The sequence below is a fragment of the Pseudomonas sp. NPDC087697 genome (genome assembly GCF_044743155.1).
Lineage (GTDB): Bacteria > Pseudomonadota > Gammaproteobacteria > Pseudomonadales > Pseudomonadaceae > Aquipseudomonas.
Window position 1 is genome coordinate 53,334 of sequence record NZ_JBIUVW010000040.1, and the last position, 10,383, is coordinate 63,716.

General features: G+C 57.3%; 15 protein-coding genes. 8 read left to right on the forward strand and 7 right to left on the reverse strand.

Annotation, left to right across the window (positions count from 1 at the left end; genetic code table 11):
• Positions 1-133 precede the first annotated feature (133 nt).
• A complete protein-coding gene (locus ACIPIN_RS22775) occupies positions 134-430 on the forward strand; it encodes a hypothetical protein (RefSeq protein WP_401122399.1) in 297 nt (98 codons plus the stop codon).
• 72 nt (positions 431-502) lie between these two features.
• Here ACIPIN_RS22775 and ACIPIN_RS22780 read toward each other — a convergent pair whose 3' ends face one another.
• The gene (locus ACIPIN_RS22780) at positions 503-1,081 is read right to left on the reverse strand and encodes a DUF4337 domain-containing protein (RefSeq protein WP_401122402.1); all 579 of its coding nucleotides are present in this window, start codon (positions 1,079-1,081) and stop codon (positions 503-505) included.
• Between the two features lie 276 nt (positions 1,082-1,357).
• On the opposite strand from ACIPIN_RS22780, the gene ACIPIN_RS22785 reads away from it, so the two are divergent.
• Positions 1,358-1,690: a hypothetical protein gene (locus ACIPIN_RS22785; RefSeq protein ID WP_401122404.1), complete on the forward strand. Its 333-nt coding sequence runs from the start codon at positions 1,358-1,360 to the stop codon at positions 1,688-1,690.
• 116 nt (positions 1,691-1,806) lie between these two features.
• Here ACIPIN_RS22785 and ACIPIN_RS22790 read toward each other — a convergent pair whose 3' ends face one another.
• A complete protein-coding gene (locus tag ACIPIN_RS22790; RefSeq protein ID WP_401122407.1) occupies positions 1,807-2,712 on the reverse strand; it encodes a LysR family transcriptional regulator in 906 nt (301 codons plus the stop codon).
• A 94-nt stretch (positions 2,713-2,806) separates the two neighbouring features.
• Here ACIPIN_RS22790 and ACIPIN_RS22795 point away from each other — a divergent pair, with 94 nt between their 5' ends.
• Positions 2,807-3,796 carry an SDR family oxidoreductase gene (locus ACIPIN_RS22795; protein WP_401122410.1) on the forward strand — a complete coding sequence of 330 codons (990 nt, stop codon included), beginning with the start codon at positions 2,807-2,809 and terminating at the stop codon, positions 3,794-3,796.
• 36 nt (positions 3,797-3,832) lie between these two features.
• Here the strand turns inward: ACIPIN_RS22795 and ACIPIN_RS22800 are convergent, their stop codons facing one another.
• Positions 3,833-4,027, reverse strand: coding sequence for a hypothetical protein (locus ACIPIN_RS22800; protein ID WP_401122413.1), 195 nt, complete (start codon positions 4,025-4,027; stop codon positions 3,833-3,835).
• A 258-nt stretch (positions 4,028-4,285) separates the two neighbouring features.
• Between ACIPIN_RS22800 and ACIPIN_RS22805 the strand changes: the two genes are divergently transcribed.
• The gene (locus ACIPIN_RS22805) at positions 4,286-4,477 is read left to right on the forward strand and encodes a hypothetical protein (protein ID WP_401122416.1); all 192 of its coding nucleotides are present in this window, start codon (positions 4,286-4,288) and stop codon (positions 4,475-4,477) included.
• Between the two features lie 269 nt (positions 4,478-4,746).
• Entirely contained in the window at positions 4,747-5,094 is a 348-nt protein-coding gene (locus ACIPIN_RS22810) for a bacteriocin (protein WP_401122419.1), read from the forward strand.
• Between the two features lie 131 nt (positions 5,095-5,225).
• Here ACIPIN_RS22810 and ACIPIN_RS22815 read toward each other — a convergent pair whose 3' ends face one another.
• Together ACIPIN_RS22815 and ACIPIN_RS22820 are read right to left on the reverse strand one after the other, a co-directional pair.
• Positions 5,226-5,552 carry a helix-turn-helix domain-containing protein gene (locus ACIPIN_RS22815; RefSeq protein ID WP_019689429.1) on the reverse strand — a complete coding sequence of 109 codons (327 nt, stop codon included), beginning with the start codon at positions 5,550-5,552 and terminating at the stop codon, positions 5,226-5,228.
• Entirely contained in the window at positions 5,533-5,787 is a 255-nt protein-coding gene (locus tag ACIPIN_RS22820; RefSeq protein ID WP_401122422.1) for a type II toxin-antitoxin system RelE/ParE family toxin, read from the reverse strand. The genes ACIPIN_RS22815 and ACIPIN_RS22820 overlap by 20 nt, the downstream gene beginning before the upstream one ends.
• Positions 5,788-6,041: 254 nt before the next feature.
• On the opposite strand from ACIPIN_RS22820, the gene ACIPIN_RS22825 reads away from it, so the two are divergent.
• A complete protein-coding gene (locus ACIPIN_RS22825) occupies positions 6,042-6,734 on the forward strand; it encodes an HAD-IA family hydrolase (RefSeq protein WP_401122425.1) in 693 nt (230 codons plus the stop codon).
• An 85-nt stretch (positions 6,735-6,819) separates the two neighbouring features.
• Here ACIPIN_RS22825 and ACIPIN_RS22830 read toward each other — a convergent pair whose 3' ends face one another.
• Complete coding sequence (locus tag ACIPIN_RS22830; RefSeq protein ID WP_401122427.1) at positions 6,820-7,566, reverse strand: 3-oxoacyl-ACP reductase family protein; 747 nt, start codon at positions 7,564-7,566, stop codon at positions 6,820-6,822.
• A 124-nt stretch (positions 7,567-7,690) separates the two neighbouring features.
• On the opposite strand from ACIPIN_RS22830, the gene ACIPIN_RS22835 reads away from it, so the two are divergent.
• A complete protein-coding gene (locus ACIPIN_RS22835) occupies positions 7,691-8,614 on the forward strand; it encodes a LysR substrate-binding domain-containing protein (RefSeq protein WP_401122430.1) in 924 nt (307 codons plus the stop codon).
• A gap of 140 nt (positions 8,615-8,754) precedes the next feature.
• Here the strand turns inward: ACIPIN_RS22835 and ACIPIN_RS22840 are convergent, their stop codons facing one another.
• Entirely contained in the window at positions 8,755-9,489 is a 735-nt protein-coding gene (locus ACIPIN_RS22840; protein ID WP_401122433.1) for a phosphoadenylyl-sulfate reductase, read from the reverse strand.
• A 174-nt stretch (positions 9,490-9,663) separates the two neighbouring features.
• Here ACIPIN_RS22840 and thrH point away from each other — a divergent pair, with 174 nt between their 5' ends.
• On the forward strand, positions 9,664-10,281 hold the full coding sequence (gene thrH, locus ACIPIN_RS22845) for a bifunctional phosphoserine phosphatase/homoserine phosphotransferase ThrH (RefSeq protein WP_401122435.1): 618 nt from the start codon (positions 9,664-9,666) through the stop codon (positions 10,279-10,281).
• The last annotated feature ends 102 nt before the right edge of the window (positions 10,282-10,383 follow it).

Sequence of the window (10,383 nt, forward strand, 5' to 3'; positions counted from 1 at the left end):
ATCCGTGATTTCGAACCTGGGCGCCTTGCTTCCCACGAAATCGTGCCGGTAGGCGCTCAAGTTGCAGGCAGTGTCCCGCGTAGGTGCTAGCGTGTGTACGCACCCTTATGAATTGACATTGGAGTGATGCCGGATGCGCGCACCAGTAGGTTCAATTGTGGGGCTTTGCTCCGCCTCTGCGACGATGTTTGCCATGGGCATGGCTTTTCTCGGCTATTGGGGCGTGCATGAACCTCACCCGTGGCGCTGGCACGAAATCCTCGTGGTGGTGTTGGCTCTGGGTGGATTCGCGATGCTCGGAGCGGTGACCTGGATAGCCACAACGCCCGTTGAGAATGAAACGCTGGAAAGGGTTTTGCCGGCCAGGCGGGCATTTGCGTTGGGCGTTGTGCTGCTTTGGCTGTCCGTTCTGGTCACGGTTGTGTATTGATTGCCTGTGGCCGTTCGGCAAGAGGCAGGGTGGAGGAACGATGACTTGATGTCGCTCCCCCCCAGAAAAAACTTATAGATGTAACCATGCCAGCGAACCCAGCACGACGCTGACGCCTGCGGCACTGTAGGCGACCCTTTTCAGCCACTCCTTGCGCGTCAATAAGGTGATCGCCGCCAGCGAAATGGCAATCTGAATGGCCGTCATTGCCTGTGCCCAGCGGTGATGCTGGTGCAATACCAATTCTGATTTGGCATCCCACTCGCTGGCTTCCGCTTCGAGTATCTCTGCCTGCTTGCGCACTGCTTCTTTTTCAGTTTTGTAGCGTTGCGCTTCGGCGGTGTAGTGCGCGGCATCGAGGCCGGGGATGTGGATCGCCAGTTCCGACAGGTTTTGTCGGCTGGATTTTGCCTGGTAGTAATTCCACTGGTTGGAGGCTTCGGTTTTCTTGATGGCGGCGTTGTTTTTGTCCATTGCCGCTTCGCTTTCCGTGGAGCCCGCCTGATAGCTGAGCATGGCGCCGATGGTCGCCATGATCGCCGTCATCACCGCGATCTTGCTGGCGAAACTGTCCCCACGGGCCTGGGCGTGTTCGGTCGCGTGTTCCAGATGTTGTTCGTGCGGGCTAGGAACTTCGAAGTCTTCAGTCATGGACTTTGGTCTTTGCGGAGTGAATAAGTGTCAAATTGTAACGGTAGTATTTGTCAAAGGCGCTATCTCAATGAGGCGCTTTCGGACTTTTATTTCTGGAAACCATGAAGTTTTCACCTTTATCCGACGGTAACCCCACAACGCCAAATCTAAGCTCTGCGGCGCCGTGGCTGACAGTGAGGAGAACCAGGCAAAGGGCAGGACTCAAAGGGTAACGTTGACGCAAATCGCATTCACGATTCACGCGTGTGTAATCCACTCATTCAGGAGTTACCTATGTCCATCGGAGCAATCTCGGCTTCCAACCCAGTGACTATTAACGGGCTCCGTTCTGCCCAAAGTCAGCCCAAGGCGCAAGCGGATCAGGCAACTGCATCCACAAGCGTCACCACTGTTGCCAGCAACGTTGCGGCGGCACTGAAAGAAGCAACCGAAACCGCTGCACAAACCGCTCAAGAGGCTGGGCATGGTGATCATCAAGCTCAGCTATTGATGCAAAAACAGCATCAGCAACACGTAGGCGCTGCAACGCCGTCCAAGGCGCCTTCTACTGGCGTTGTGAATGGCAATGGGCAGATAACCGGCGTGCTCATCAACACTAAAGCTTAAGCCGTTTGATGTAGTGCCAAAGGCTGGTGAATCCTGCGCGAGCAGGCTTTGCCAGTTGCGATTTGAAGCGCGCCAGTAACGCTCGCACTCACAGAAAAAGTCCCCCTTTTGGCAACTCAATCACCCAGAGCATCCTGATCGGCATAGTGCTGCAACCCTTCAACCAACGCGTCGAAGGTCGTTCGGCAGCGCGGGCTGTTGCGCAAGTCCTCATGCATGGTGACCCAGGTTTCCATTCCCAGCGAAAACGAGTTCGTCAGCACACGTTGCAGCGCTGCGTCACGCTTGGCCAGCGGAACCTGGCAGAAACCGATGCCCGCGCCTGCACGTATCAGCGCTAACTGCGCAAGGTTGCTGTCGCTGCTCAGTGAGAAGAGGTGGCGGTCAAAGCCTTTTATGGATTTGCCGATACTGCGGATAAAGGCATTCGACTGGTCGTAACCGATGATCGAATGGCTGGCCAGTTCGTTGAGGTCGCACGGTGTTCCGTGTTGGCTCAAGTATTCTGCGCGCGCATACAGCCCAAGCTCGAGTCGACCGATACGGCGCGCCACGAGTTGCTCTTGGCGCGGACGCATCATGCGCACGGCGATGTCGGCTTCAAGCTGCAAGAGATCCACCACGCGGTTGGTCAGTACGAGTTCTATTTTCAACGCGGGGTGTTGTTGGCGAAGCCGCGCGATGATGGGCGGCAACACCTCGACGCCAATCACGTCGCTGGCTGAAATACGGACAATCCCCTGTACTGCCGTGCCCCGGCTTGAGGCTGCTCGCTCAATCGAGGCCGCTGTACTTTCCATGGTGAGTGCGTGGGCGCGCAGGGTCAGCGCCACTTCGGTGGGCATCAGTCCTGTTTGTGATCGCGTAAACAAGGCAACACCCAGCGCCTTTTCGAGCGCGGCGATGTGCCGGCCGACTGTTGGCTGTGTAATGCCGAGCAAGCGCGCCGCGCCCGACAGCGATCCTTCGTTGAGTACCCCCAGGAAGGATCGATAAAGCTCCCAACCAATATTCGATGCCATGCATAAATGTATAGCGTCACGCTTATCTTCGGCAATTTATCTATAGCGTCCGTTCGCCCAGGATCAAGCCCTCTACAACCTTGAGGTGTCGGACATGAAGAACAGCAAAGTTCTGGTATTGGGAGCGACAGGAGGGATTGGCGGGGAAGTGGCGCGGCAATTGAAAGACACCGGTTGGGAGGTTTGCGCGCTAACGCGTCATCTCGAAAAGGGCATCGATCAACGAACGGGTATCACGTGGCTGCGCGGTGATGCGTTGAATCGGCAGGATGTTATCGAGGCAGCAAAAGGTTGCTCGGTAATCGTTCATGCGGTCAATCCGCCGGGTTATCGTCGATGGTCGGAACTGGTACTGCCGATGCTCGATAACACCATCGCTGCGGCCCTGGTTGAAGGTGCAACCATCGTGCTGCCTGGCACAGTTTATAACTTTGGTCCTGATGCCTTTCCGGTACTGCGAGAGCATTCACCGCAGCATCCGCACACCCGAAAAGGCGCTATTCGGGTGGAGATGGAGCAGCGTTTGCGCAAGGCTGCGGACAATGGCGCTCGTGCGCTGATCGTTCGCGCCGGAGATTTTTTTGGGCCCAGAGCCGGCAACAACTGGTTTTCCCAGGGGCTGATCAAGCCGGGGAGACCCGTCAACGCGGTGGTTTATCCGGGTAAGCAGGGCGTTGCTCACCAGTGGGCTTACCTGCCGGACGTTGCGCGGACCATGGTCGAGTTACTGGAGCGCCGCACCACACTCGACGCCTTTGAAAGCTTTCATATGGCCGGTCATCTGGACACTGACGGTACTCAGATGAGTAGCGCTATTCAGCGTGTTGTCTTTCAGCGTACGGGCGCGGAGCCGCGAGTGACAGCGTTCCCGTGGTGGTTGCTGAAAGTGGCTTCGCCCTTTGTTGTCACCTTCCGTGAAATGCTGGAGATGCGTTATTTGTGGAGCACACCGGTGCAGATGGACAATGCGCGATTGATCGAGGTGCTGGGGTGCGAGCCGCACACGCCTTTGGATGAGGCGGTTGAAGCGGCGCTGGTGGGGATGGGGTGTATCAGTCGGGGCGGGTTAGCGACGTGTTCCTGACGCAGTGACTACGACATCCAAAAATAAATTTGAGAATCACTGGCTGACTTTCGTTTCACAGACAAAGTAATTGCTCTTGCGATTCTTGGCGGTGAGATCCGTCGTTAGCTGTTTGGCAGCAGCGATGCATTGCTTGTAAGCGTCGGCCTGTACCCAGTGTTCGACAGGTATTACCTGGCAGTCCGTACGAGATGCGTCAGTGCACAGGTACAGCAGTAAAAATACCGTCATACAACCTCCTGTGCGCTTAACACCCAAACCATCTGCTGAACCTGAGTCGCAACAGTCCTTAGCAAGTAAAGCTGATTGGCGTTTTATCTGTCAGAAAGCGGTCGGTGAGGTCAGAGGCTTTTCCTCGCCGTTCGTCGGGCGTTTCACATTTGAATCATTGGTCTGGGAATGACCGGCTAGTCTCAAAAACCTTGAAGGTCGGTATTTTTTAGGCAATCAGTTGTTTGCCGGTATCGATCTGTCTGGAGGGACTGATAGATGAGCAATCCTTACATTGAAGATGATGGCGCTGAGTACCCGGTCAACAATTGTGTGCAGTGTGGTCAGACGGATTATGTGGCGGGGTTTGGTGAAACGCCGACCAAGCCGGGTAAGGCCAGGCTGCCGGCGGTGACCAAAACCACCGCAAAACCGTTTATGCCGAAGGTCGCAGCGCCTGTACGCAAGTAACCGAAAGGGCGGTATCAACGTTATTGATCGTCGGATGTTTCTTTCACGCTTCTTTCACAATCAAATCCGTAGGCTCAACTCATCCGTTAAAAAGCAATTCCATTAGCCCGTCTCCCCAGCGGGCTTTTTTTTGCCTTCGATAAAACTCTTTGCGTATAAACTGTCCAACCCTCGCGCTCGGGAGGGTTGGGCCGGTTCTTTGCCTGAATCGACGGCCTTTTTAAGCACCCGGGTTTTACTAAATTAGTACCCTTTTTGAGGTTCATGTCATGCGTTTAACTTTGCCTGCTCTGGTTCTGGGCCTTTTGGTCGCTCAAGGTGCAATGGCTGCCGGTGATGGCTCCGCAGCGCTCGGCGGTGGCCTGGGCGGTGTGCTGGGTAATGTGGTCGGTCAGAAGCTCGGTGGCAACACCGGCGCAGCGATTGGTGCCGGTGTTGCGGGCGCAGCGGGCAGTGCTGCCGGCGCGCGCAAGGGCCACCGCACTAAAGCTGCAATCGGTGGTGGTGTAGGCGCGGCGGGTGGTTCGGTCATCGGCAACTCGCTGGGCGGCAAGACCGGCTCCGCCATCGGTGCAGGCCTTGGCGGCGCAGCGGGCGGTGCGCTCATGGGCAAGTAGGGGCACTGATTCCAGCGGTACGATTTGAAAAAGCCCGGCTAATTGCCGGGTTTTTTCATTCCGGATGACTACGCCCCTAGTACCCCATGCTAGTGCGCGACCTGAGTCCTGACCCTGCAATGACTCGAACTTCACAACTCCAACTGATCAGCCCTGATCCCGAACGCCATGGCGATTTTTTCCCGAGTGGCGCGACGTGGTTTGTTCACAGCCTCTTGCTGGGCGAACGCAGGTTGTGAAATTCCCATCCGCTTTGCCACTTCCTCCTGCGTCAGGTTCAAGTGTTCGCGCCAGGCGCGGATGGGGGTGGCGCCATCGACGATACGACTGACCACTTGATGAGGAATCAGCTCGGTGCCTCCGTGTTGAGCGACATACTGCTGGTAGGGGATGACGACAAAGGCCGGCTCGCCGTCCGGGCCGTTGATGATTTGTATGTCAGTAGGTGCGTTCGTCACGTTTTTTGACCTCTTGAATGCTGACCACCTGGACCGAGCCGTCCCAGTCAAACAGAACCCGGTAGTTACCGACTCTCAGGCGATACCCGCAATTGTGCAGGGCCAGCGCCTTGACGTTGATTGCGTCGGGCATGCGCTCTAACTGCGTTACGGCATCGCGGATTTGGGCCCGGTGCTCTGTGTGTACTCTGAGCAGTTGCTTTACCGCTTTGCGGGTCCAGTAGATTTCGTTCATGAGATCTTAATAAGCCTTCCATAAGTCATGCAATGATTTTCTTATATTTCTATAAGTAACCGTGCGGCGCTTTCCTTGCGCTCACTACACACCCTAGGCCGTGATCGACGCGTGGGAGCGGCAAACAGTTGCTGCATGTGAACTGCGCTCGCTATGCTGCCGACCCCTTTAATCGATCCCTCTTCGATCGATCAAGGCATTGGCCGTACCTGCGCCGCCTCCCGGAATGTTGTGTTGATAACGGATCAGATGCGATGAATGCACCGCTCGACTTCGGCCCGATCAAGGCCGTGATTTTCGATATGGATGGTCTGCTGCTCGATACCGAGGGCATTTACACCGAGGTCACGCAAATCATTGCCGAACGCTACGGCCGAACCTTCGACTGGAGCATCAAACAGAACATCATCGGCCGCGGTGCTGGTGATCTGGCGCGCTATGTCGTCGAGGCGCTGGACTTGCCGATCAGCGCTGAAGAGTTTCTGGTGATCCGCGAGCCGTTGATGCGTGAACGCTTTCCGCGTGCGCTGGCGATGCCGGGGGCGCAGGAGCTGGTTCAGCACTTGAAAGCGAACAACATTCCGATTGCTGTGGGCACCAGCTCTTCGAGTCAGTCCTTCGGGCAGAAAACCACGTTGCATGGCGATTGGTTTGCGCTGTTCGACACTATCGTGACGGCTGATGACCCTGAAGTGGGCGCGGCGAAACCAGCGCCGGATATCTTCCTCACCGCCGCGCGACGTTTGGGTGTGGCGCCGCAGGATTGCCTGGTGTTTGAAGACTCGCCATTTGGCGTCACTGCAGCAAAAGCAGCAGGGATGACCGCAATTGCTGTGCCGGATGCGGCCATGGCTGACGAAAAATACGCGCATGCCGACAGCATTCTTCGTACGTTGAAAGCGTTCCAACCGCACGCGTACGGCTTGCCGGCACTCGAGCAGGCGTAACGGGAAAACGCTGGACAACAAAACGCCGGGCAACCTGATCAAAGGTTGTCCGGCGTTTTGTTTTTTGCGCAGTGAGGGCGGTGAATCAGGCGCCAAAACCACCGTCGATGGTCAGGCTGGCGCCAGTGATGTAGCCGGTTTCCGGGCCGGCCAGGTAGGCGACGAAACTGGCGATCTCGGAGGCGGTGCCATAACGACCAACAGCCATCAGCGGGATCAGGCTCTCGGCGAACTCACCGTGGGCCGGGTTCATGTCGGTATCGACCGGGCCAGGTTGCACGTTATTGATGGTGATGCCCCGTGGGCCCAGGTCGCGGGACAGACCTTTGGTCAGGCCGACCAGCGCCGCTTTGCTCATGGCGTAAGGGCCACCACCGGCGAAGGGCATGCGGTCGGCGTTGGTGCTGCCGATGTTGATGATGCGACCGCCTTCGGTCATGTGTTTAGCGGCTTCTTGAGTCGCGATGAACACACTGCGTACGTTGATCGCCAGGGTTTGGTCGAAGTCTTCGAGTTTGAAATCTTCCAGTGGGGCGACGGCCAGCACACCTGCGTTGTTGACCAGAATATCGAGGCGACCAAAGGCTTTGACTGTGCCGTTTACGGCGTTGCGGATGGCCGTTGCGTCAGCGCTGTCGGCTTTGATGGCCAAGGCTTTGCCGCCGGTAGCGGTGATGCTGTTCTGCAATTCTTCAGCCTTGGCAACGGAGCTGACGTAAGTGAAGGCAACCGCCGCGCCTTCAGCGGCCAGGCGTTTGACGATGGCGGCGCCGATGCCGCGGGAGCCGCCCTGGACGAGAGCTACTTTACCGCTGAGATTTTGAGTGGTCATGTGGTTCTCCAAAAGTACAAGGCGGACTGCCTTGTTGTTGGAGTCGAGTATCAGCCTCGGATTACCAGCTGTGTAGACGGTAATTGCTATAGTCTGTGTAAACCAAAAGTTTATAGTGGCGACCATGGAAACCTTTAGCAGTATCGAATGCTTCGTGCGCAGCGCCGAGGTCGGCAGCTTTGCCGAAGCCGCGCGGCGCTTGAGCCTGACCCCGGCGGCGGTGGGCAAAAGTGTCGCCAAGCTTGAGGCGCGCCTGGGCGTTCGGCTGTTTCAGCGCAGCACGCGCAGCTTGACGCTGACCGAAGCCGGTCAGCTGTTTCTCGGCGAAGTCAGTGCCAGTCTGCACACCATTCAGAACGCGGTGGCCAATCTGGCCAGCGCTGAAGGACGTCCGGCCGGGACGCTGAAAGTCAGCATGGGCACGGTGTTCGGGCGGCTGTACATCGTGCCGCTGCTGGGCGAGTTTCTGCGGCGTTTTCCGGCGATCAATCCGGATTGGCATTTCGATAACCGCCAGGTCGATCTGATCGGCCAAGGCTTCGATGCGGCGATTGGTGGTGGTTTTGAACTGCCGCAAGGCGTGGTGGCGCGCAAGCTGACGCCAGCCCACCGAGTGCTGGTGGCATCCAGGGATTATCTGGCGCAACGCGAAGCGATTCGTGAGCCGGATGACTTGCGTGACTGCGACGGGATTTTGATTCGTTCGCCGCAGACCGGTCGCGTGCGGTCCTGGCAACTGACCAGCCGTCGCCAGGAACACAGCCCGCTGAGTCTCAAGGCGCGGATGACCATGAGTGACTCCGAAGCCGCTTGCGCCACCGCAGTGCAAGGCTTGGGCATTGCGCTGGTGAGCATGCCGTTTGCCGTCGGTTACCTGAATGCCGGCACCTTGCAGCGCGTGTTGCCGGACTGGTACGTCGATGATGGCAACATCTCGATTTACTACGCCGAACACAAACTGCTGCCGGGCAAGACGCGTGCGTTCGTTGATTTCGTCATCGAACAGTTTGCCGAGCAGCAATTGGCGCAGCGGTTTAGTGCTGTTTGAGTAGGTCTCCTGGCCGAGTGCAGATCCTGTGGGAGCGAGCTTGCTCGCGATAGCGGTGTAACAATCAACATCAATGTTGAATGTCAGTCCGTCATCGCGAGCAAGCTCGCTCCCACAGGGGGATTTCGCAGGGCAGGGGATCAGGCTTTCTGGATGATGTTACCCGCGTGCAAGCCGCATTCTTTCTGGGTGGCTTCTTCCCACCACCAGCGGCCTTCGCGCTCGTGCTGGTTCGGCAGCACAGGGCGGGTGCACGGTTCACAGCCAATGCTGATGAAACCGCGCTCATGCAGGCTGTTGTACGGCAGCTCCAGCATGCGGATGTAACCCCAGATCTCTTCGCTGGTCATTTGTGCCAGCGGGTTGAATTTGTACAGGGTGCGCTCTGGCGTCGAGAACGCGCTGTCGACTTCCAGTACGGCAACCTGGCTGCGGGTACCCGGGCTCTGGTCGCGACGCTGGCCGGTGGCCCAGGCATTGACGGTGGACAGCTTGCGACGCAGCGGTTCGATCTTGCGGATGCCGCAGCATTCGCCATGGCCGTCCTTGTAGAAGCTGAACAGGCCTTTTTCTTTGACGAACGGTTCGAGCTTTGTATGGTCCGGCGAGACCAGTTCAATCTCGATCTTATAGTGCTCGCGCACCTGATCGATGAAGCGATAGGTTTCCGGATGCAGGCGTCCGGTGTCGAGGCTGAAGACTTTGACGTTCTTGTTGATCTTCCAGGCCATGTCCACCAGCACCACGTCTTCGGCGCCGCTGAAGGAGATCCAGAGATCATCCCCGAACTCGGCAAAAGCCAGTTTGAGAATGTCCTGGGCGGATTTGGTGGCATAGGTCGCGGCGAGTTCAGTGACGTCGAACGATGGGCTCATCAGGGCGGTTTCCTACAGGTCGGTGGCGCTAAGCGCTCTATATAGTGGCGATGGTAGCAAAAACCCGAGGCGACGGGGGCGCTCGTCTGCGTTGCGTCGGTCGGTACGACTCGCTAGAGTTCGGCAGTCCTTTTGCTCGCTCAACTCAATAATCAGTACAAATGGGAGTGTCTTGTGGAAATTGCCTGTCTCGATCTGGAAGGTGTATTGGTCCCGGAAATCTGGATCGCCTTTGCCGAAAAAACCGGGATTGAATCCCTCAAGGCAACCACCCGGGATATTCCCGATTACGACGTGCTGATGAAGCAGCGCCTGCGGATTCTCGACGAGCACGGTCTGAAGCTGTCCGACATTCAGGAAGTGATCGCCACCCTGAAGCCGCTGGACGGCGCCATCGAGTTCGTCAACTGGCTGCGCGAGCGCTTCCAGGTGGTAATTCTTTCCGACACTTTCTACGAGTTTTCCCAGCCGCTGATGCGTCAACTGGGCTTCCCGACCTTGCTCTGCCATCGTCTGATGACTGACGATGCCGGTCGGGTGACGGGCTATCAATTGCGGCAGAAAGATCCCAAGCGTCAGTCGGTGCTGGCGTTCAAGAGCCTCTACTACCGGGTGATCGCAGCTGGTGATTCGTACAACGACACCAGCATGCTGGGTGAGGCGGACGCCGGGATCCTGTTCCACGCACCCGATAACGTGATCCGCGAATTCCCGCAGTTCCCGGCGGTGCACAGCTTTGCCGAGCTGAAGCAGGAGTTCCTCAAAGCCTCGAATCGCGATCTAAGTTTGTAATCACGCCCCCCGTAGATACCGTCTTGAGCCTCACCGGGCAAGCGCAAGTTTCGGGTCAAAGGGTTGACCCGACTTGAGCACGCCGTAAACGAAGTGCAACAG

What these genes read in the sequence shown, in the direction of transcription:
- ACIPIN_RS22795 (WP_401122410.1), top strand. Translation starts at nt 2,807, where the DNA reads ATGAAGAACAGCAAAGTTCTGGTATTGGGAGCGACAGGAGGGATTGGC.
- ACIPIN_RS22775 (WP_401122399.1), top strand. Translation starts at nt 134, where the DNA reads ATGCGCGCACCAGTAGGTTCAATTGTGGGGCTTTGCTCCGCCTCTGCG.
- ACIPIN_RS22810 (WP_401122419.1), top strand. Translation starts at nt 4,747, where the DNA reads ATGCGTTTAACTTTGCCTGCTCTGGTTCTGGGCCTTTTGGTCGCTCAA.
- ACIPIN_RS22835 (WP_401122430.1), top strand. Translation starts at nt 7,691, where the DNA reads ATGGAAACCTTTAGCAGTATCGAATGCTTCGTGCGCAGCGCCGAGGTC.
- ACIPIN_RS22805 (WP_401122416.1), top strand. Translation starts at nt 4,286, where the DNA reads ATGAGCAATCCTTACATTGAAGATGATGGCGCTGAGTACCCGGTCAAC.
- ACIPIN_RS22780 (WP_401122402.1), bottom strand. Translation starts at nt 1,081, where the DNA reads ATGACTGAAGACTTCGAAGTTCCTAGCCCGCACGAACAACATCTGGAA.
- ACIPIN_RS22820 (WP_401122422.1), bottom strand. Translation starts at nt 5,787, where the DNA reads ATGAACGAAATCTACTGGACCCGCAAAGCGGTAAAGCAACTGCTCAGA.
- ACIPIN_RS22790 (WP_401122407.1), bottom strand. Translation starts at nt 2,712, where the DNA reads ATGGCATCGAATATTGGTTGGGAGCTTTATCGATCCTTCCTGGGGGTA.
- ACIPIN_RS22840 (WP_401122433.1), bottom strand. Translation starts at nt 9,489, where the DNA reads ATGAGCCCATCGTTCGACGTCACTGAACTCGCCGCGACCTATGCCACC.
- ACIPIN_RS22830 (WP_401122427.1), bottom strand. Translation starts at nt 7,566, where the DNA reads ATGACCACTCAAAATCTCAGCGGTAAAGTAGCTCTCGTCCAGGGCGGC.
- ACIPIN_RS22800 (WP_401122413.1), bottom strand. Translation starts at nt 4,027, where the DNA reads ATGACGGTATTTTTACTGCTGTACCTGTGCACTGACGCATCTCGTACG.
- ACIPIN_RS22785 (WP_401122404.1), top strand. Translation starts at nt 1,358, where the DNA reads ATGTCCATCGGAGCAATCTCGGCTTCCAACCCAGTGACTATTAACGGG.
- ACIPIN_RS22825 (WP_401122425.1), top strand. Translation starts at nt 6,042, where the DNA reads ATGAATGCACCGCTCGACTTCGGCCCGATCAAGGCCGTGATTTTCGAT.